The sequence below is a fragment of the Streptomyces sp. NPDC016640 genome, assembly GCF_043076215.1.
GTDB lineage: Bacteria > Actinomycetota > Actinomycetes > Streptomycetales > Streptomycetaceae > Streptomyces.
In genome coordinates, this window is sequence record NZ_JBIBRG010000003.1 from 350957 (window position 1) to 371301 (window position 20345).

A 20345-nucleotide genomic window follows, 5' to 3' on the forward strand; every position below is an offset into this window, starting at 1 on the left:
GAGTTGTCGGGGTCAGTCGAACCAGCGGTCCCGGGCCAGCTCCTCCGTGCGGGACGGGTCCTCCAGGAGGGCCGCGACCTCGAAGCGGCGGGGCCACTGGCCCGCCGCCCAGGCGAGGCCGGCCGCCACGCCCTCCAGGGTCGCGGCGTGCAGCACCCCGTCGTCGGTCAGCCGCCAGTCGATCCCCACGCCGTCGACCACGAGCTCCTCGTGCTCCACGTACGAGGCCGGGGTGCGCGGGCCGAGCAGCACCCGCACCGGCTCCGGTACGTCGTGTTCCGTGCCCTCGGAGTCGATCCGCCCGGTGACGGACTCGCTCAGCCGCCGCACCTGGAACAGCTCGGCCAGCTCGGCGGCGCGCGACGGACGCACCGGCAGCAGGGCCACGCCCCCGGTGAACGGCAGCAGGTCGGGCGAGTCGACGACGACCGCGTCGGCGGCGTCCACCACCTCCACCCGGCCGTCGACGACCGCGCGCACCTCGTCCGGCAGGGTGACCTGGTCCGGGTCCAGCTCGGCCAGCGCGCCGTACAGGGCGTGCAGCTGGGCGGCCGTGACCGGGCGGCCGGGGTCGGCGAGGCGGTCGAGGAGTTCGGCCGCGCCGCCGGGCTCGTCGAGCAGGGCCGCCACCGAGGTCCGCACGCCCAGGGCCCGCAGCACCTGTTCGTCCTCGAACCCGGTGGCGTCGGCCTCGTCGTACAGGCCGCGCAGCAGCGGGTCGCCGCCGGCCGCGCGCAGTCCGGCGGGGCGGCGCCCGCCGAGCACCGGGTGCCCGCGCAGCCACCAGGCGGTGTAGGGCCGTACGACCTCGTGGGTGCCGTCGTGCAGCAGGATCCGCACCGGCTGGACGAGCGCGTCGCGCAGCGGGGGCCGCGACAGCAGGGCGAGGGCCTGCGGCCACCGGTCGTCGTCCACCAGGTCCAGGTCCCGTACGGCGACGATCTCGGTGGCGACCGGCGGCACCGGGCTGTCCGGGAAGCGGTCGAGCACGTCCTCGCTCCACACGTCCACGGCGTCCAGCAGCCCCGCGTCGTCCGGCTCGGCGAAGTCGCCCTCGCGGGGTTCGAGTTCGTCCGGGTCGAGGACGACGTCGTGGGCGCGGACCAGCGCGAAGTCCACCAGCACCCCGCAGGCGGCCAGCGGCCGTTCGCCCCACTTCCCGGCCAGCTCGGCGTCGACGGCGGCGAGTTCGCCCTCGCGCATCACCCGGGCGAAGGGGCCGCCGGGGAAGACCAGTTCGCAGGCCGGGGACAGCTCGCCGTCCTCGTCGGGGAGCGCGAGGGCGCCCAGCCAGGGCTCCTCGCCGGGCTCCAGTCCCGCGTCGCGCACCAGGCCCAGCACGGTGTCGGCGAGTTCCTCGGCGTCGGGCGCGTCCTCCTCCCAGTTCGTCCCGTCCCCGTCGTCGAGGGAGGCGGCGACGGCGGCCCGCACCTGCGGGGTGGTGAGCACCGCGCGCGGTGTCGCGGGCAGGGCGCCCAGCTTCTCCAGCAGGGGGTGGGCGGCGTCCGGGTGGGCGACCTTGAGGCCGAGCCGGGCCAGCACCTCCGGCTCGATGCGGGCGGCCTCCGCCCCGGGCAGCAGCACCTGGCGGGGGCCGACCGCCGTCCGGCCGTCGGCCAGCGGCACCGGCAGCCCGGAGAGCCGGTCCGGGTCGACGCCCGCCAGGCTCTCGTACAGCCGCCGCCACCAGTCGGGGGACTTCTCCAGTCCGGCCAGCCGGTCGATCGCGTCGGCGAGCGGGACGCGGGCGACGCCCAGCGTGCGCAGCTCGGCCCGGCGTTCGAGACCGGCGGGCAGCAGCGTCGGCAGCACCTCCGCCAGCACCCGCACGGTGTCCGCGCCGGCGCCCTCGACGACCTCGGCGTCCCGGGGCCGCAGTGCTTCGGGCAGGCCGGAGTCGTCGTCCTGCGCGCGCGGCTCGACGGCGGGCGGCAGGAAGGACGTGCGCGGCAGCCTCTCGAGGACCGCCTGCCGCAGGGCCCCGTCCAGTTCCCCCTTGCCGAGCGGGCCGGGCACCAGGCCGATGATCCCGGGGGTGACCGGACGCCAGTCGGCGAGCAGCTCGGCGTAGGCGTCGGCCGCGCGCTGCACGAGGAAGTCGGTGAGCGGGCCGGGGGCGGCGTGCCGGCGGGTGGAGTCCAGCGGGAAGGAGGCGATGAGCAGGGCGGGGACGCCGAGGGGTTCGTCGCTGGGGGTGGGGGCGTGCACGACGGGGCTGGTGCGGGGCGGGCCGGGGGTTCCGTCGGCTTCCACCGGGACGGCCCAGGTGACCGACCAGTGCGGACGCAGCCGCTCCTCGACCGGGCGGTCGGCGAGGAGGCGGGGGGTGAGCGGCCCGTGCGCGCTGGCGGTGCGCCAGCGGGTGGTGCCCTCGCCGGAGTCCTCGACGACGACCAGGTTTCCCTCGGTGCGGCGGCTCACGGTACGGGGCTCGGCGTCGCCGATCTCGACGGTCACCTCCGCCAGACCGGGCAGGGCGAGCAGCAGGGCGTCGTCGACGGCGCCCAGCAGCCGCTCGGCCAGATCGGCGGCGGCCGTGTCGCGCAGCGGGAGGATGACGGCCGTGTCGTACGGGCCGGGGGCGGTGCCCTCGGCGGCGAACGGGAGCCGGAGCAGCGGTACGTGCCCGTCCCGGCGGCGGATCTCGTCCCCCAGCCCGGGACTGTGCCGGGCGGTGTCACCGGCGAGGTCCCGGGCCTCGGCGAGCGACCAGCGCACTCCGCCGTGCCGCCCGACGACGGCGGGCTCGTCGGTGACGGCGAGCACGGCCGCGAACCCGACGCCGAACCGCCCCACGGCCCGCTCCGGCGCGTCCCGCTTGGCGGAGGCCCGCAGGGTGGACAGCGACTCGACGCCGGCCGCGTCCAGCGGGGCCCCGGTGTTGGCGGCGACGAGCACCCCGTCCCGCAGGGTGAGCCGGAGCCGTCCGGGCACACCGGCCCGGGCGGCGGCGTCGGCGGCGTTCTGGGCGAGCTCGACGACGAGACGGTCCCGGTAGCCACCGAGGACGAGGTCCTCCTCGGCGTTGGCGTCCTCACGGAAGCGGGCGGGACTGGTGGCCCAGGCGTCCAGCACACCGCGCCGCAGGCGCGCCGTGCCGAACGGGTCGGCGCCCTCGGCGGCGGGCCGCACGAACTTGCTCACGTTGACTCTCCTCATCGGCTGACGACGAAGGTACCGCGAGCCGAAGGCTCCTCGTTCCCGCGGCGGGGTGGAGCGGCCCGGGCCCACCGGTGGCCCCGGGGAACCCCCGCCGGCGGGCGGCCGCCGCTTCAGGCGGACGGCCGGTTCCGCAGGGTTCCGGCACTCCTAGGAGTGCCCCAGCTCCGCGGTCGTCTCGTCCTCCGTGGCCGGGACCGAGCCGGAGTCGGGGGCCGGGCGGAGCGGGAACGGGTCGACCCGGGTCTCGTCGATCACCGGCGGGGCGGGCTGCGGGGGCCTCGGCATGACCGCGGCCTCGGAGTGGCCGCCGCAGCCGTACGCCAGGGAGACCACGTGGCCGTCGGCCGGGGAGAACTCGTTGGCGCACACCCCGAAGGCCTGGCCCAGGGAGCCGCCGATACGGGCCAGGAAGCCGCACGAGACGCACGACGCGGGGGCGGCCTGCGCCATCGGGGTCTTCGCGCCGAACGACTCCTCCCAGCGGTCGGCGGCGATGTGCAGGCCGTAGCGGGACAGGACCCGGGCGCGGCGCATGCCGAGCTCCTCGGCGACCGCCGCGATCGAGCCGCGGGCCGGGGCCACCGTCAGATGGGCCGGGGTGCCCCCGGTGACCTCGGCGTCCTCGGCCTCCACCAGTTCGGCCAGGTCCGCGGAGACCGCGGAGACCGGCGACGGCTCCTCCTCGTCGGCGTAGCCGGGTTCCAGGCGCAGGTCCTCGGCGTCGGTGGGGAGGAGGTCGCCGGGACCCATGTCGCCGGGGCGCAGCCGCTCGCTCCACGGCACCCACTCCGGCGCGAGCACCGCGTCGGGGCCGGGCAGCAGGACCGCCTCGTCGATCGTCACGATCTTGGCGCGGGAGGCGCGGGCGACGGTGACGGCCCAGCGCCAGCCGCGGTAACCGAACTCGCGGCACCCGAAGAAGTGCGTGACGACGCGGTCCCCCTCGGAGACCACTCCCTCGTGCTCTCCCACGACCCCGGGCGCGGCAGCCTCCTCGGCTGCGGAGCGTGCGAGGTCGACGGCCTCGGCGCACAGACGGTCGGGGGTGCGGCTTCGCGTTGTCGCTGCGCTCACAGGTATCGCTTCTCTCCTACGCCGTCTCACGAGTGCGCCACTCCCAGCGCGGGGGGCGGACGGAGCGGACCGGGGGACCGCGTCGACGTCCGCGCCGCAACGTGCTCGGGCGCGCCTCCATCCATTCTGCGGGATGGCTGAGATACGCACGCTACCTTCTCGCGTGCCCTGGGCCTACACCGACGGTTGTTCTGGGGTCCCGCGCGCCGGTTTTCGGGGCCGGCCGCCGGCCCCGCGCGTTCCGCCGTACAGCCGCACCCGGGCGGCACCCGGGACGACACGGCACTACGCACCCGCTTCTCGGGGCACTATGACGTCGTGGCCACCGCGAGGACACCCCAGGACGCCACCGGGACCGGTACGGCGAAAGGGATCGAGGACAGCGGCCGACGCGCCGGGACGGACCGGGCGGGCGGCCGCCTCCGCGCGTTCGGACGCGCCCTGCACTTCCCGGTGACCGGAACCGCGCGGGGGATCCGCAGGGCGACCCACGCGCACGGCGCCGGGGAGTCCGGGCTCGGCAAGCTGATCGAACTGCACGGCGTCAACGGCGCCGGCGATGTCATGATCACGGTCGCGCTGGCGTCCACCGTCTTCTTCTCCGTGCCGACCGACGAGGCACGCGGGCGCGTCGCCCTCTACCTCGCCATCACCATGGCGCCGTTCACCCTCCTCGCCCCGGTGGTCGGGCCGCTCCTGGACCGCCTCCCGCACGGCCGCCGCGCCGCCATGGCGGGCGCGATGCTCGCCCGGGCGCTGCTCGCGCTGATCCTGTCCGGCGCGGTCGTCACCGGCGGGATCGAGCTGTACCCGGCCGCGCTGGGCGTGCTGGTCTCGTCGAAGGCGTACGGGGTGGTCAGGAGCGCGGTCGTGCCGCGGCTGCTGCCGCCCGCCTTCTCCCTGGTGAAGGCGAACTCGCGGGTCACCCTCGGCGGGCTGCTGGCGACCGGGATCGCCGCGCCGATCGGCGCGGGGCTCCAGCAGATCGGGCCGCGCTGGCCCCTGTTCGGCGCGTTCGCGCTCTTCGTCACGGGGATGCTCCTGTCCTTCCGGCTGCCGCCGAAGGTGGACTCCGCCAAGGGCGAGGACGTGGCCCTGCTCGCCGCCGACGAGCAGCATCTGCACGGCCCGCACCGCAGGAGCGAGAAGCGCCCCGGGCTGCGCACGGTCGGCCCGGCCGTCACCCACGCGCTCGGCGCCAACGCCGCCATCCGCTGCCTGACCGGCTTCCTGATCTTCTTCCTCGCGTTCCTGCTGCGCGAGCACCCGATGACCGGGCAGAGCGCCGCGGTCTCCCTCGGCATAGTGGGTGTGGCGGCCGGCACGGGCAACGCGCTCGGTACGGCGGTCGGGGCGTGGCTCAGGTCCCGCGCCCCGGAGATCATCATCGTGACGGTGGTGGCCTGTGTGCTGGGCGCGGCGATCACGGCCGCGTTGTTCTTCGGCGCGGTCCTGGTGGCGTGTCTGGCCGCGATCGCCGGGTTCGCGCAGGCGCTGGCCAAGCTGTCGCTGGACGCGCTGATCCAGCGGGACGTGCCCGAGCTGGTCCGCACGTCGGCGTTCGCGCGGTCCGAGACGCTGCTGCAGACGGCCTGGGTGCTGGGCGGCGCGATCGGCATCGCGATGCCGCTGACCGGCTCGCTGGGGCTCGCGGCGGGCGCGGTGATCGTCGCCGCGGGCTGGCTGACCACGGTGCGCGGGCTGGTGCGTTCGGCCCGGGACGGGGGCGCGGGGCGGCCGCGGGCGGCGTAACGCTCCGGCCACGCCGTACCCCCACGTGGGGGGCGCGGCGGAGGTGCCCGATAGCCTTCGCCCCATGACCACGTTGCCCCGCGGCGCAGCCGCTCTGACACACCGCGCTGTGCGACGCCGCCGTGCCGTCGCCGCCGTAGGCGCCGTATCCGCCGGACTGCTCGTCCTGGCCGCCTGTGACAAGCCGACGCCGATGGCCACGATCACCGTGGGCAGCGACTCGGTCAGCTCCGAGGCCACCTGCGGCGGCGAGGGCGAGGCCCTCGGGACCGCCGACCTGAACAAGTGCCTGAAGGACAAGGGCATCGACGAGATCTCGGTCGACCCCGACGAGACCGTCCGGTTCGGTGTCGACCCGGAGGTCGCCGACAAGGGCTGGACCATCCTGATGAACGGCCAGCCGCTGACCGACGCCAGCACCAAGACCTACCGCACCATCCCGGGCAGCGTGTTCTTCAACGCCCAGTACGGCGCCCAGGGCGACTCGACCCTGGTGTCGGTCAAGGAGGGCGAGCAGGCGGCCACGGCCCTGTGGTCCTTCCGGCTGAAGAAGGACGCCTGATCACGTCGTCCACCGCAGTGTCCCCCGCCCGCGCGGAGCCGGTGGCGCGGGGAGGCGTCCTCGTGGCCACCGCGGTCCCCGCCGAGCGGGACGCGGTGGCCCGCGCGTTCCCGGGGCCGGTGCGGGAGGTGGCCCTGCCCGGGGCGACCGTGCTGCAGGTCGCCGGCGGGCCCGGCCTCCTGGCCGCCGGGGTGGGTCCGGCGCTCGCCGCCGCCACCACGGCCGGGGCGCTCACCGCCGCCGCCCTGGACGGCCGGCCCTACGGCCTGGTCGTCTCCGCCGGCATCGCCGGCGGTTTCCCGCCGCACGCGCCGCTCGGCTCCCTCGTCGTCGCCGACGAGATCACCGCCGCCGACCTGGGCGCCGAGACGGCCGACGGTTTCCTGCCGGTCACCGGTCTCGGCTTCGGCACCGTCACCCACCGCCCGCCCGCCGCCCTGGTCCGCCGGGCCGCCGCCGCGGCCGGCGCGCTCACCGGGACCGTGCTCACCGTGTCGACGGTGACCGGGACCGCCGGCCGGGCCGCCGCACTGCGCGCCCGGCACCCGCGCGCCCTCGCCGAGGCCATGGAGGGCTTCGGGGTCGCCGAGGCCGCCGCCGCGCACGGCGTGCCCGTGCTGGAGGTGCGGGCGGTGTCGAACCCCGTGGGCCCCCGCGACCGCGCCGCCTGGCGCGTCGCCGACGCGCTGGACGCCCTCACCGGGGCTTTCGGGAAGCTCGCACCCGTACTGGAGAGTTGGAGCCGGCATGACCGCCATGACCAGTGAGCAGCAGTTGCGGATCGCCTACTCGCCCTGCCCGAACGACACCTTCGTCTTCGACGCCCTCGCCCACGGCCGGGTGCCCGGCGCACCCGCCGTCGACGTGACCTTCGCCGACATCGACCTCACCAACGGCATGGCCGAGCGCGGCGAGCTCGATGTGCTGAAGGTGTCGTACGCGGTGCTGCCGTACGTCCTCGGCGAGTACGCCCTGCTGCCCTGCGGGGGCGCGCTGGGGCGGGGCTGCGGGCCGCTGGTGCTGACCCGGCAGGACGGCGCGGGGGCGGACCTGGCGGGGCGCACGGTCGCCGTGCCGAGCGAGCGGTCGACGGCGTACCTGCTGTTCCGGCTGTGGGCGGCGGAGGTGGTGCCGGACGGCGTGGGGGAGATCGTGGTGATGCCGTTCCACGAGATCATGCCCGCCGTGCGGGACGGGAAGGTCGACGCGGGACTCGTCATCCACGAGGCACGCTTCACGTACCGCGACTACGGGCTGCACCGGCTCGCCGACATGGGCGAGCACTGGGAGCTGACCACCGGGCTGCCGATCCCGCTGGGCGCGATCATCGCCAGGCGCGCGCTGGGCGAGGAGACGCTGACCCGGCTCGCCGCCTCGATCCGCGCGTCGGTGCGGGCCGCGTGGGACGACCCCATGGCGTCCCGCCCGTACGTCATGGAGCACGCCCAGGAGATGGACCCGGCCGTCGCCGACCAGCACATCGGGCTGTACGTCAACGAGTTCACCGCCGACCTCGGCGAGGACGGCTACGCGGCCGTGCGGGGGCTGCTGACGCGCGCGGCGGCCGAGGGGCTGGTGCCGCCCCTCGGCCCGGACGCGCTGCGGTTCCCCTGAGCCGCCGGGCCCGGGGGGCCGTCCTAGACGTCGAGCTGGTCGGCGACCGCGCGGAGCAGGCCGGCGATCTTCTTGCCGGCGGCGCGGTCGGGGTAGCGGCCCCGCTCCAGCTGCGGGGTGATGTTCTCCAGCAGGGTCGTCAGGTCCTGGACGATGGAGGCCAGCTCGTCCGGCTTCTTGCGCTGGGCGGCGGCGACCGACGGGGTCGGGTCCAGGACGGTCAGGGAAAGGGCCTGGTCGCCACGCTGTCCGGCGACCACGCCGAACTCCACGCGCTGGCCCGGCTTGAGGGCCTCGACTCCGGCGGGGAGGACCGAGGAATGCACGAAGACGTCGCCGCCGTCGTCACGGGAGAGAAAGCCGAAGCCCTTCTCACTGTTGAACCACTTGACCTTGCCGGTGGGCACGTCTGTCCTCGTCCTCGTACTCGTCGGGAAAACTGCTTCTGAAAACGGCTCTTGATAGCGCTCCGGCGGGCCTGACGACCCGCCGGTACCAAGGCTAGTGGTCCTCGGGCCGGTGACAAGACGTCACCGGGCTGTTCCCTCGCGCTGGGAACTACCCTGGTCGGGTGCGTGACAAAACCCAAGCGAATTCCGCCGCGCCCGGTGACGGTCTGGTCCGTGCCGGTGCCATCGTCTTCTTCGCCGGCGCCGTGGCCACACTGGTCACTGTGGCCCCGTTGTTCCTCGGAACGGCTCCCTTTCCGACATACATGTTCGGATTGAGCATGCTCATGGCCGTCGGATTCCTGATGGCCGGGGCGGGTGTACTGCGTTCGGTCGCGGCGGGGCGCCGTCAGGCGCGGTCCGGCCGGTTCTCGGAGCGGTAGTCCGCGCGATAGTCCGAAAACCACCGTGGGAATTCCGTCAGGGCGGTGAGGACGACGTCCGCGCCGGCTTCGCGCAGCTCCCTCTCGTCGCACGGGCCGGTGGTGACCGCGACCGACAGCGCGCCGGCGGTCCGCGCGCCGCGCACGTCGCCCACGTGGTCGCCGACGTAGACGGCCGCTCCGTGCTCGCGCAGGGCGAGCGCCTTCTGCTCGGCCCACAGGTCGCCGATCACGGCGTCCGGCTCGATGCCGAGGTGGGCCAGGTGCAGCTTGGCGTTGGGCTCGTACTTGGCGGTGACGACGATCGCGCGTCCGCCCGCCCGGCGCACCGCCGTCATCGCCTCGCGGGCGCCGGGCAGGGCGGGCGTGGCGGCGATGGCGTACGCGGGGTACATGGCCCGGTACAGGTCGGCCGTCTCCTCGACCCGCTCGGCGGGGAACCAGTTGAGCAGCTCGTCCACCAGCGGCGGCCCGAGCCGGGTGACCGCGAGGTCGGCGTCGATGTGGGTGCCGGTCCGCTCGGACAGCGCCCGGTAGCAGGCACGGATGCCGGGCCGGGAGTCGATGAGCGTCATGTCGAGGTCGAAGCCGACGGTGGGCTGGAACGGGGTCGCCAGGGCCATACGGGCCATTGTGCCCGGCCCGGGGGCCTGCGGGGCGGGGCTAGCGTCGGCGCTGGGAGCGCCAGACCAGGAACAGGGCCGTGGCCACGGCTGCCGTCCGGATCACCCAGGGCCAGGTCTCGGAGACCGCGTCGTTCATGTGGCCCTCGGCGACGGGCGTGCCCCAGCGGCCCTCCGTCCGGCCCCAGAGCCAGACGACGCCGCCCGTGAGCGCCAGGCCGGGGAGGACGGCCACCGCCCATTTGGTCTCCGCCTGGGTCAGGCGGCGGGAGCCGTAGGCGATGAGCCAGCCGAGGATCAGGCCGAACCAGTTGCCCAGCGCGGCGCCCGCGACCAGCAGGGCGGCGGCGAACAGGAGGAGGGGGTTGCTCCAGCGGCCGGACGGGAGGCCCGGCAGGCGCGGGAAGCGGCGGCGGGCGGCGGGCCCGGCCTCGGACCCGGCCCCGGCCGCCGGCGGGACGTCCGGGTCCTTCGCCGCGGGCGCCGGCTCCTTCTCCTCCGTCCGCGGCGACCTGAGCAGCTCCGGGATCTCCACGCCGCCCACGAAGCCCGGCACCGCATCGCCGACGCCGAAGGGGCCCTCGTCCACCCGCCACCAGTCGGGCTGGGTGGCGCTGTCGCCGAGTTCGTCCGTGCCGGCCCGGTGCGGCGGGGCGGGTGCGGCGGAGGGGGCGGGATCGGGTGCCCCGGCCGCGCGGGGCCGGGGGACGGCCCGGCGCAGCACGCCCTTGGGGCGGCCGGCGCGGGCGTCGGCGCCGCGCTCCGGCTCGCGCTGCACCGGGACCGCGGCGGGCGGCGGCGCGGCGGCGCCCGTGGGGGTGCCGGAGCCGTCGGAGGCCGCCGTCACCACCTCGTCCGGGGTGCCGAGCCGGGAGATGATGCGGCGCACGGCACCGGGGGAATCGACCACGGCCTTCGCCCGGCGCTTGTCGATCTCGTCGCGCAGCTCGGCGACCAGCCGCATACGGGCCGCCGACGGCAGCTGCCGCTGCTGCGCCACGTCACCGACGCGGCTCAGGTACTCGTAGACGACCTGGTCACTTTCGATACCCACGAAGTCCCCTCCGGGGCGGATGCGTCCGGACACCGTCGCCCGACGTTACCGCGAGTGTGACCGGCCGGCCCAACTCCCGGCACGCCACCGGCGTACCCACCCGCTACCGTGAGGCGGATGAGCACCGAGGAGAAGCCCGCGGCGGCGGCCCCCCGATCCCTCGCTGAGGCACTCCGGGAACGGGACGACGCGTCCCTGGCCGCGCTGCTGCGCAGCCGCCCGGACCTCGTCACGCCCGTGCCCACCGACCTCACCCAGCTCGCCACCCGCGCCGGCACCCGTGCCTCGGTGGTCCGGGCGCTGGAGCGGCTGGACAGGTTCGCGCTGCAGACGGCCCAGGCGCTGGCGGTGGCCGGGGACCCGGCGCCGTACGAGGAGCTGCTGGGGCTGCTGGCGGGCGACGACGGCGACCCGGCGGTCTCGGCCGCGCTGCCGCACGCGCTGGGCACCCTGCGCGAGCAGGCCCTGGTGTGGGGCGGTGACGAACGGCTGCGGCTGGTCCGCACCGCCCGTGAGCTGCTGTCGCCGTCACCGCAGCACCCGTCGCCGACCGGCCTCGGCCCGACGGTGCGGGAGGCCGCCTCCGGGATGTCGCCGGGGCGGATCCAGCAGATCGTGGCGACGGCCGGACTGGCGTCCACGCACGACACGGTCTCCGCCCTGGCCGCCCTGACCGCCCTGTTCGACGACCCGGCGCGGATGGCCGCGCTGCTCGACGAGGCGCCGGGCGAGTCCGTCGAGGTGCTGGAGCGGCTGGTGTGGGGCCCGCCGTACGGGCAGGTCACCGCCGATCCCGCGCCCCGGCTGCGCTGGCTCCTGGACCGGGGGCTGCTGCTGCCGACGGCGCCCGGGACGGTCGTGCTGCCGCGCGAGGTCGCGCTGCGGCTGCGGGCCGGGCGGGCGCACCGCCGGCCGGAGCCGGTGCCGCCGGCCGTCGAGGCCGCCGCCGCGCACCCTCCACAGGTGGTGGACGCGACGGCGGCCGGCCAGGCGTTCACGGCGCTGGCGACCGTCGAGGAGCTGCTGAAGGACTGGGACGAGGGCGGTCCGGCGGTGCTGCGGGCCGGCGGGCTGAGCCTGCGGGACCTGAAGCGGACCGCCGTCGCCCTGGACGTGACCGAGCCGGTGGCCGCCTTCTGGGTCGAGCTGGCCCACGCGGCGGGGCTGGTGGCCTCCGACGGGGAGGCCGAGGAGCGGTACGCGGCGACGCCGGCGTACGACGAGTGGCGCGAGCGGCCCCCCGCCGAGCGGTGGGCGCGGCTGGCCGCGGCCTGGCTGGCGGCGACCCGGACGGCCGGGCTGGTCGGCGGGCGGGACGCGAAGGACCGTACGTTGTCGGCGCTGGGGCCGGGACTGGACCGCTCGGCGGCCCCGGAGGTGCGGCACAGGGTGCTGGCGCTGCTGGCGGGCCTGCCGGAGGGAGCCGCGCCGGCCGCGGAGTCGGTCCTGGCCCGCCTGCACTGGGAACGCCCGCCGCGGGGCGGCCGGGGCGGCACGGGCGGCACGGGCGGCGGGGAAAGCGAGGACCTGCGGACGCGGCTGGCCCGGTGGGTCCTGTCCGAGGCGGAGATGCTGGGGATCACCGGGCGGGGCGCGCTCTCCACGCACGGGCGGGCACTGATCGGCGCGCCCGCGCCCCGGCGGCCGGAGGCGGAGCCCGAGCCCGCGGGGCCGGGCGACAAGCTGCCCGTCCACCACCGCCCCACCCCGCCCCCGGCCCCCCTCTCCCCCACCGGGCAGGTGGCGGCCACCGCCGCCGCGGCCCGGCTGCTGGCGCCGCTGCTGCCGCGGCCCCTGGACCACGTCCTCCTCCAGGCCGACCTGACGGCGGTGGCGCCGGGCCCGCTGGAGCGGCCGCTCGCCGAGCTGCTGGGCGTCCTGGCGGACGTGGAATCGAAGGGTGGCGCGACCGTCTACCGGTTCACGCCCGGCTCGGTGCGCCGCGCCCTCGACGCCGGGCAGACCGCCGCCGACCTGCACTCCTTCCTCGCCGCGCACTCCCGTACACCGGTGCCGCAGCCGCTGGCGTACCTCATCGACGACGTGGCCCGCCGGCACGGGCACCTGCGGGTGGGCGCCGCCTCGGCGTACGTCCGCTGCGACGACGACGCGGTGCTCAGCGAGATCCTCGCCGACAAGCGCGCCGCCGGACTGGGCCTGCGCCGGCTCGCGCCGACCGTGCTGGCCGCGCGGACCGACCCGACGGGCCTGCTGGAGGGGCTGCGCGCGATGGGGTTCGCACCGGCCGCCGAGTCCAGCGAGGGCGACGTCCTGATCACCCGGGCCGACGCCCACCGCACCCCGCCGCGCACGGCACCCGAACCGGTCCCGGACGGGCCGCCGGTCCCCGACGACACGCTGCTCACGGCCGCGGTCCGGGCCGTCCGCGCCGGTGACCTCGCCGCCACCGCGCCGCGCAAACCGGTCGCCGGGGACGAAGCGGGCCCCGGCGAGCTGCCCCGCACGACGGTCGCCGACACCCTCGCCACCCTGCAGGCCGCCGTCCTCACCGGCGCGGTGCTGTGGATCGGCTACGTCAACGCCGAGGGCGCGGCGAGCCAGCGCGTGATCGCCCCGGTCCGTGTCGAGGGCGGCTTCGTCACGGCGTACGACCACACCGCCGACGAGGTGCGGACGTACCCGCTGCACCGGATCACGGGGGTCGCGGAACTGGCGGACGAGGAGGGCTGAGCGGCCGCTGGTGAACAACCTCACGCCGGGCGCGCCGAAGTGGCCGGGCCGCTCCGGGACCCCTGCGGCGCGCGATCAGGCAAACTGGACGTTTGGCCGTGCGGTGCACGCGCGGCGGCGCGCCCCGCGCGTGCCGAGTCCGTGCCGTGCCCGTGCCGAGTCCGTCGCCGAGCCGCAGAAAGGCAGCCGCGCGTGAATGGTCCGCTCATCGTCCAGTCCGACAAGACCCTCCTCCTCGAGGTCGACCACGAGCAGGCCGACGACTGCCGCCGGGTCATCGCGCCGTTCGCCGAACTGGAGCGGGCCCCCGAGCACATCCACACCTACCGCGTGACCCCGCTGGGCCTGTGGAACGCCCGGGCGGCCGGCCACGACGCCGAGCAGGTCGTGGACGCGCTGGTGCAGTACAGCCGCTACCCCGTGCCGCACGCGCTGCTCGTGGACATCGCCGACACGATGGACCGCTACGGCCGCCTCAGCCTGACCAGGCATCCGGCGCACGGGCTCGTCCTGACCACCACCGACCGGCCGGTCCTCGAGGAGGTGCTGCGCTCGAAGCGGGTCGCGCCGCTGGTCGGCGCCCGCCTCGACCCGGACACGGTGGTCGTGCACCCCTCGGAGCGGGGGCAGATCAAGCAGGTGCTGCTGAAGCTGGGCTGGCCGGCCGAGGACCTCGCCGGGTACGTGGACGGCGAGGCGCACCCGATCGAACTGCACGAGGACGGGTGGGCGCTGCGCCCGTACCAGAAGCAGGCCGTGGAGAACTTCTGGCACGGCGGCTCCGGCGTGGTCGTGCTGCCCTGCGGCGCCGGCAAGACGCTGGTCGGCGCCGGGGCGATGGCGCAGGCGAAGTCGACCACGCTGATCCTGGTCACCAACACCGTCTCGGCCCGGCAGTGGAAGCACGAGCTGGTGCGGCGGACCTCGCTGACCGAGGAGGAGATCGGCGAGTACAGCGGGACGCGCAAGGAGATCCGTCCCGTCACCATCGCCACCTACCAGGTGCTGACCACCAGGCGGAAGGGGATCTACCCCCACCTGGAGCTGTTCGACTCCCGGGACTGGGGCCTGATCCTCTACGACGAGGTGCATCTGCTGCCCGCGCCCGTCTTCAAGTTCACGGCGGACCTGCAGGCGCGGCGGCGGCTGGGCCTCACGGCGACCCTCGTGCGCGAGGACGGCCGCGAGTCGGACGTCTTCTCGCTGATCGGGCCGAAGCGGTTCGACGCGCCGTGGAAGGAGATCGAGGCCCAGGGCTACATCGCCCCGGCCGACTGCGTGGAGGTCCGGGTCAGCCTCACCGAGTCCGAGCGGCTGGCCTACGCCACCGCGGAGCAGGAGGAGAAGTACCGGTTCTGCTCGACGACGGCGACCAAGCAGAAGGTCACCGAGGCGATCGTCCGGCGCTTCGCGGGTCAGCAGATCCTGGTGATCGGGCAGTACATCGACCAGCTGGACGAGCTGGGCGAGCACCTGAACGCGCCGGTGATCAAGGGCGAGACGTCGAACGCCCAGCGGGAGAAGCTGTTCGACGCGTTCCGGCAGGGCGAGATCAGCGTCCTGGTCGTCTCCAAGGTCGCTAACTTCTCGATCGACCTGCCGGAGGCGACGGTCGCCGTCCAGGTGTCGGGCACCTTCGGGTCGCGGCAGGAGGAGGCGCAGCGGCTCGGCCGGGTGCTGCGGCCCAAGGCGGACGGGCACCAGGCCCACTTCTACTCCGTGGTCGCCCGGGACACCATCGACCAGGACTTCGCGGCACACCGCCAGCGGTTCCTGGCGGAGCAGGGGTACGCGTACCGGATCATGGACGCGGACGAACTCCTCGCCGGGAGCTGAGGAGACCGGCCGCGGGCACGCCGGTGTCCACCCCGCGGCGCGCCCGTGCCCGTCCGGGCGGCCGTCACCTGCGGCGGACGCCCGCCTCCTCGCCGTACTCGCCGAGGACGACCACGTCGAAGGCGGCGCCGAGGAAGACCTTCACCGCGCGCAGGGCGTCACCGAGGGGGTGCGGGTGACTGCCCTGGACGGCGGTCGCGCCGGCCGGCCGGACCGGCGGCGGGGCTGGGTTGACCGTGGCTGCGCTCATGTCTCCATGGTTGCTCTTCTCCCCCGGCCCGGGCATCGGCCGAAGGGACCGATCCGCCGGAGCTCCGGGTACGCCTGAGGGACGAGCCCCGCCCCCCAGGCGGGACGGAGACTTCCCCTAGGGGCCGAGGCCTCCGTCGGCCCCGGGACCGGTACGGCGGCCGGACGGCGTGACCGGCGTGCGGACGGCGGACGGTTCACCGGGTACGAGCTGACCGGCGCGGCCACGGGTGCGCTCTGCGGGCCGCCCCGCCGGCGCGGGAATCCGTTTGGACCGCACCGGCCCCGGGCCCTAGAATCTCCGCTCCTCCCCGCCTCCCTCACGGAGCGCCGCCGCCCGGACGGAAACCGGCCGGTATGTCGCAGCAGCCCAGCAGCCCAGCAGCAGTTTCCCCGGAGGCACCCCCTTGTCCGCGTCCACACCCGTGCGCCAGTCCGTGAACGACCCCGCCGGCGATCCCCTCTCCCGCGAGCGCGCCCACCTCGCCGCGTCCCGTTCCGCGCTGCGCGCCATGCGCGAGGACGTGGAGTCCCTCGACATCGGCGACGTCACCGCGAACTGGGTCAACGCGGCCGTGCTGGAGCGCCAGATCCAGGAGCGCGTCAGGGCGCTGGCCGACCTCAGCGGCACCCCGCTGTTCTTCGGCCGGCTCGACTACCTGCGCTCCCCCGGCCCCGAGGGGGCCGAGGGGGCCGACGGCGAGCGCTTCTACATCGGGCGCCGGCACGTGCACGACGCCGACGGCGACCCGATGGTGATCGACTGGCGTGCCCCCGTGTCGCAGCCGTTCTACCGGGCCTCCGGGAAGGACCCGATGGACGTCGCGCTGCGCCGCCGCTTCGGCTACACCGGCGGCGACCTCACCGCGTACGAGGACGAGCACCTCGGCGACCCGGCGGAGGAGGCCGGCACCAGCAGGCTGCTCCAGCAGGAGATCGAGCGTCCGCGCGTCGGCCCGATGCGGGACATCGTCGCCACGATCCAGCCCGAGCAGGACGAGATCGTACGGTCGGGGCTGTCGGGCAGCGTGTGCGTGCAGGGAGGTCCCGGGACCGGGAAGACCGCCGTCGGCCTGCACCGGGTCGCCTACCTGCTCTACGCCCACCGCGAGCGGCTGGCCCGCACCGGCACCCTGGTCGTCGGGCCGAACCGGTCCTTCCTGCACTACATCGAGCAGGTGCTGCCCGCCCTGGGTGAGCTGACGGTCGCCCAGGCGACGGTGGACGACCTGGTGGCGCACGTGGAGGTCCGCGGGACGGACGACGCGCCGGCGGCGGTGGTCAAGGGCGACGCCCGGATGGCGCAGGTGCTGCGCAGGGCCCTCTACGCGCACGTCACGATGCCGACCGAGCCCGTCGTGGTGGTGCGCGGCTCGCGCCGCTGGCGGGTCCCGGCGTACGAACTGGAGGAGATCGTGCGCCAGTTGCTGGAGCGCGACATCCGCTACGGCGCCGCCCGCGACGCACTCCCGCAGCGCGTCGCGCACGCCGTGCTGGTGCAGATGGAGCGGGCGGGGGAGGCGCCGGACGACCGGGTGCAGGACGCGGTGGCCCGCAACGGCGCGGTGAAGGCGGCGGTGAAGGCGATCTGGCCGGCCGTCGACCCGGCGAGACTGGTGCTGCGGCTGCTGGGCGAGCCGGAGTTCCTGGCCGAGCACGCGGAGGGGCTGCTCGACGAGGAGGAGCGCAAGGCGATCCTGTGGGCGAAGCCGGCCCGGTCGGTGAAGTCGGCGAAGTGGTCGTCCGCGGACGCCGTGCTGATCGACGAGGCCACCGATCTCGTCCGGCGCACGCACTCGCTCGGGCACGTGGTGCTCGACGAGGCGCAGGACCTCTCCCCCATGCAGTACCGGGCGGTCGGCCGGCGCTGTACGACCGGTTCGGCGACGGTCCTCGGCGACCTGGCGCAGGGCACCACCCCGTGGGCGACCCGGAGCTGGGAGGAGGCGCTGGGACACCTGGGCAAGGGGGACGCGGTGATCGAGGAACTGACGGCCGGTTTCCGCGTGCCGACGGACGTCATCGCCTACGCCTCCCGGCTGCTGCCGCACATCGCGCCGGGGCTGACGCCGGTGGCGTCGATCCGTGAGAACCCGGGCCTCTTCGAGGTCCGCCCGTCCGAGGCGACGGACGACGTGGTGTCCGCGTGCCGCGAACTGCTGCGCCGCGAGGGCTCGGTGGGCCTGATCGCGGCGGACGCCCGGGTCCCGGAGCTGGCGGAGGCGCTGACGGCGGCCGGGATCACCTACGTCGCCCCCGGCGAGGAGACGACCCACGCCACCCGCCTGACCCTGGTCCCGGCCTCCCTGGCGAAGGGCCTGGAGTACGACTACGTGGTCCTGGACGAGCCGCGGGCGGTGGTCGACGCCGAACCCGACGAACGCACCGGCCTGCGCCGCCTGTACGTGGCCCTGACCCGAGCGGTCTCGGGGCTGATCGTGACCCACGCCACGGACCTGCCCCGCCAGCTCACCTGAGGCGACCGCGGGCGTTCGCGCCCCGGCACCGGCACCGCCCGCCGCGCGGCGGGACCGCTCAGTCCCCCAGCGCCGCCCGCCACTCGGCGACGGCCTTGGCCGACACCGGCCCGTCCCACCCCTGGGGGCGGGCCGCCCCGCCGATGTGGAACCCGTCGATCCCGGCCTCCACCAGTGTGGGCACATGGTCCAGCCGCAGTCCGCCCCCCACCAGCAACTGCTGCTCGTAGCCCGGCTCCCCCCGCCGCCGCGCCTCGGCGCGCAGGGTGGGGAGGCCGTCGTCGACGCCGGCCGGCGCGCCCGCGGTGAGGTAGGTGTCCAGGCCGGGCAGCCCGTCGAGCTGCTTGCGCAGCGCGTCCCGGTCGGCGGCCCGGTCGATCGCGCGGTGGAACGTCCACCGGCAGCCCTCCAGCTCACCGGCGACCCGCTCCACCGCCCCCAGGTCCACGCCGCCGTCCGCGTCCAGGAACCCGAGCACGAACTCCTCCGCCCCGGCCGCGCGCATCTCACGCGCCGCGCCCACCAGCCGCCCGACGTCACCGGCCGCGAACCCGTCCGCCAGCCGCAGCATCACCCGCACCGGGATGTCCACGGCCGCGCGGATCCCCGCGACGGTCGCCACCGACGGCGTCAGTCCGTCCGCCGCCATGTCGGTGACCAGCTCGAGGCGGTCCGCACCTCCGGCCCGAGCGGCGACCGCGTCCTCGACGTCGAGGGCGATCACCTCCAGGACTGCACGCTTGCTCATGGGACCCCATTCCTCGGCCTCGGTCGACTCCTACAGGTCTAGTCCAATTCAACCCTACGCCCGGAGACGCCCCGCCCCTGCCCTCATCCCCCGAAGATGTTCAGCTCCGCCGCGTCCACGCCGGCCAGTTCGTACGCCGCCCCGTCCAGGGGCCGGCCGGCGTACAGCCGTACCAGCGTCGGCCCGTCGCCGATGTAGCGCGCCGGGGGGCGTTCCCCCGGCGTGCCGCCCAGCCGCAGGGGCTCGTCGGTGTCGTCGAGGTCGGCGTGCAGGGGGAGGTGGCCCCGGCCGGCCGTCACCTGCGCCAGCAGGGCGAGGGCGTACGGCAGCCCCGCGCCCGCGTACGCGTCCGGCTCCCGGAGCGCGGCCCGGACGTCCCCGGCGTGCACCCACTCGCCCAGCGCGACGGCGTCCAGCGCTCCGCCCGCCTCGGCGATCACGGGCCCCGCCTCGGTCATCCCCCGGTCCAGCTCGTCGAGGACCTGGGCGTTGGCCCACTCGGCCCGCTCGGCGATGTCCCGCTCGTTGGACTCGGGCGAGAACACCCCCTCCTCGAACCGGCCCCGCACCACCCGCGCGAGGGCGGCCGAGCAGTGCGCCAGCACGTCCCGCACCGTCCACCCGGGGCACGCCGGCACCGGCAGCGCGAAGTCCGCGTCCGGCCTTCCCCGCAACAACGGGACCAGCGCGTCCCGTTCGACGGTCAGCAGCCGCCCGGGCAGCTCCGGGTCCCGTACGTCGTGCACATCCGCAGGAGTCGTCATGGAGGCCACGCTAGTGCGGCGAAGGGCCCGCCGGCGGCTCTTCGGGTCCGGCAGGCCCGCTTCGCGCCCCCGGAGCGGCCGGACCCGTCGGAGGGCCGGGCTCCAGGAGCCGATGCGCCCGGCCGGAGGAGCCGGCCGGGCGGGCGGTCCCGGGACCGCCCGCTCGCCGCGGGTCTCCTTGCGGCAGCCTCTGGTGGTGCGGCGGGAACAATGGGGGAATGGCCGACATCGAAGACCTGCGCGCCCGTTTCGCCCGCGCCCTGGAAGGAGCCCGCGGCCCCGGGGGCGGCCCCGACCCGGCGCCGTACGCCGACGATCTGCTCGCCCGCTGGCGGGAGCCGCAGCGGCACTACCACACGCTCACCCACCTCACCGCGGTCCTCGACCGCGTCGACGAGCTGGCGGAACACGCGGGGGACCCGGACGTCGTGCGGCTCGCCGCCTGGTTCCACGACGCCGTGTACCTGCCCGACCGCTCCGAGAACGAGGAACGCTCCGCCCGCCTCGCCGAGCGCGCGCTGCCCGAGGCCGGGGTGCCGGCGGGGAGGACCGCCGAGGTGGCCCGGCTGGTCCGGCTCACCGTCACGCACGACCCCGCCGACGACGACCGCGACGGCCAGGTGCTGTGCGACGCCGACCTGGCGGTGCTCGCCTCGCCGCCGTCCGCGTACGCCGCCTACACCGCCGCCGTCCGCGAGGAGTACCACTTCGTGCCGGGCGAGGCCTTCCGCGCGGGCCGGGCCGACGTGCTGCGGCAACTCCTCGCCCTGCCCCGGCTGTTCCGTACGCCGTACGGGAGCGAGCGCTGGGAGGCCACCGCCCGCTACAACATGCGCGGCGAACTGGAAATGCTGTCGACCCCGGCCCCGCCGCCCGCCTAGCCTGCCCCGCATGCATGCTGTGGGAG

At 75.7% G+C, this 20345-nt stretch carries 17 protein-coding genes; 9 read left to right on the forward strand and 8 right to left on the reverse strand.

Features of this window, described 5'->3' with window-relative positions; translation table 11 throughout:
- Window positions 1-12: 12 nt before the first annotated feature.
- Window positions 13-3144 carry a sacsin N-terminal ATP-binding-like domain-containing protein gene (locus ACF07S_RS08475; RefSeq protein ID WP_391973746.1) on the reverse strand — a complete coding sequence of 1044 codons (3132 nt, stop codon included), beginning with the start codon at window positions 3142-3144 and terminating at the stop codon, window positions 13-15.
- 165 nt (window positions 3145-3309) lie between these two features.
- Window positions 3310-4236: a DUF3027 domain-containing protein gene (locus ACF07S_RS08480; RefSeq protein ID WP_391963780.1), complete on the reverse strand. Its 927-nt coding sequence runs from the start codon at window positions 4234-4236 to the stop codon at window positions 3310-3312.
- Between the two features lie 318 nt (window positions 4237-4554).
- Between ACF07S_RS08480 and ACF07S_RS08485 the strand changes: the two genes are divergently transcribed.
- From ACF07S_RS08485 to ACF07S_RS08500, 4 genes are all read left to right on the forward strand, one after another.
- A complete protein-coding gene (locus ACF07S_RS08485; protein WP_391973747.1) occupies window positions 4555-5988 on the forward strand; it encodes an MFS transporter in 1434 nt (477 codons plus the stop codon).
- A 64-nt stretch (window positions 5989-6052) separates the two neighbouring features.
- Complete coding sequence (locus ACF07S_RS08490; RefSeq protein WP_391963782.1) at window positions 6053-6550, forward strand: DUF2771 domain-containing protein; 498 nt, start codon at window positions 6053-6055, stop codon at window positions 6548-6550.
- Between the two features lie 62 nt (window positions 6551-6612).
- On the forward strand, window positions 6613-7317 hold the full coding sequence (locus ACF07S_RS08495; RefSeq protein ID WP_391963783.1) for a futalosine hydrolase: 705 nt from the start codon (window positions 6613-6615) through the stop codon (window positions 7315-7317).
- A complete protein-coding gene (locus ACF07S_RS08500) occupies window positions 7307-8164 on the forward strand; it encodes a 1,4-dihydroxy-6-naphthoate synthase (protein WP_391963943.1) in 858 nt (285 codons plus the stop codon). The genes ACF07S_RS08495 and ACF07S_RS08500 overlap by 11 nt, the downstream gene beginning before the upstream one ends.
- 23 nt (window positions 8165-8187) lie before the next feature.
- Here ACF07S_RS08500 and ACF07S_RS08505 read toward each other — a convergent pair whose 3' ends face one another.
- The gene (locus tag ACF07S_RS08505) at window positions 8188-8571 is read right to left on the reverse strand and encodes a cold-shock protein (RefSeq protein ID WP_390818437.1); all 384 of its coding nucleotides are present in this window, start codon (window positions 8569-8571) and stop codon (window positions 8188-8190) included.
- Between the two features lie 164 nt (window positions 8572-8735).
- Here ACF07S_RS08505 and ACF07S_RS08510 point away from each other — a divergent pair, with 164 nt between their 5' ends.
- Entirely contained in the window at window positions 8736-8996 is a 261-nt protein-coding gene (locus ACF07S_RS08510; protein ID WP_391963784.1) for a hypothetical protein, read from the forward strand.
- Here ACF07S_RS08510 and ACF07S_RS08515 read toward each other — a convergent pair.
- Window positions 8963-9619: an HAD family hydrolase gene (locus ACF07S_RS08515; RefSeq protein ID WP_391963785.1), complete on the reverse strand. Its 657-nt coding sequence runs from the start codon at window positions 9617-9619 to the stop codon at window positions 8963-8965. The genes ACF07S_RS08510 and ACF07S_RS08515 overlap by 34 nt on opposite strands.
- A gap of 40 nt (window positions 9620-9659) precedes the next feature.
- A complete protein-coding gene (locus ACF07S_RS08520; protein ID WP_391973748.1) occupies window positions 9660-10673 on the reverse strand; it encodes a hypothetical protein in 1014 nt (337 codons plus the stop codon).
- Between the two features lie 117 nt (window positions 10674-10790).
- Here ACF07S_RS08520 and ACF07S_RS08525 point away from each other — a divergent pair, with 117 nt between their 5' ends.
- Window positions 10791-13364 (forward strand): helicase C-terminal domain-containing protein, encoded by a 2574-nt coding sequence (locus ACF07S_RS08525; protein ID WP_391973749.1) that lies wholly within the window; start codon window positions 10791-10793, stop codon window positions 13362-13364.
- A 192-nt stretch (window positions 13365-13556) separates the two neighbouring features.
- Entirely contained in the window at window positions 13557-15200 is a 1644-nt protein-coding gene (locus ACF07S_RS08530; RefSeq protein ID WP_391963788.1) for a DNA repair helicase XPB, read from the forward strand.
- Between the two features lie 64 nt (window positions 15201-15264).
- On the opposite strand, the gene ACF07S_RS08535 is transcribed toward ACF07S_RS08530, so the two are convergent.
- The gene (locus ACF07S_RS08535; RefSeq protein ID WP_391963789.1) at window positions 15265-15450 is read right to left on the reverse strand and encodes a hypothetical protein; all 186 of its coding nucleotides are present in this window, start codon (window positions 15448-15450) and stop codon (window positions 15265-15267) included.
- A gap of 406 nt (window positions 15451-15856) precedes the next feature.
- Between ACF07S_RS08535 and ACF07S_RS08540 the strand changes: the two genes are divergently transcribed.
- Window positions 15857-17926, forward strand: coding sequence for a HelD family protein (locus ACF07S_RS08540; RefSeq protein ID WP_391973750.1), 2070 nt, complete (start codon window positions 15857-15859; stop codon window positions 17924-17926).
- A 58-nt stretch (window positions 17927-17984) separates the two neighbouring features.
- Here ACF07S_RS08540 and ACF07S_RS08545 read toward each other — a convergent pair whose 3' ends face one another.
- Together ACF07S_RS08545 and ACF07S_RS08550 are read right to left on the reverse strand one after the other, a co-directional pair.
- A complete protein-coding gene (locus ACF07S_RS08545) occupies window positions 17985-18674 on the reverse strand; it encodes a copper homeostasis protein CutC (protein ID WP_391973751.1) in 690 nt (229 codons plus the stop codon).
- 83 nt (window positions 18675-18757) lie between these two features.
- Window positions 18758-19438, reverse strand: coding sequence for a maleylpyruvate isomerase family mycothiol-dependent enzyme (locus ACF07S_RS08550; protein WP_391963792.1), 681 nt, complete (start codon window positions 19436-19438; stop codon window positions 18758-18760).
- A gap of 218 nt (window positions 19439-19656) precedes the next feature.
- On the opposite strand from ACF07S_RS08550, the gene ACF07S_RS08555 reads away from it, so the two are divergent.
- Window positions 19657-20319, forward strand: coding sequence for a hypothetical protein (locus ACF07S_RS08555; protein ID WP_391963793.1), 663 nt, complete (start codon window positions 19657-19659; stop codon window positions 20317-20319).
- The last annotated feature ends 26 nt before the right edge of the window (window positions 20320-20345 follow it).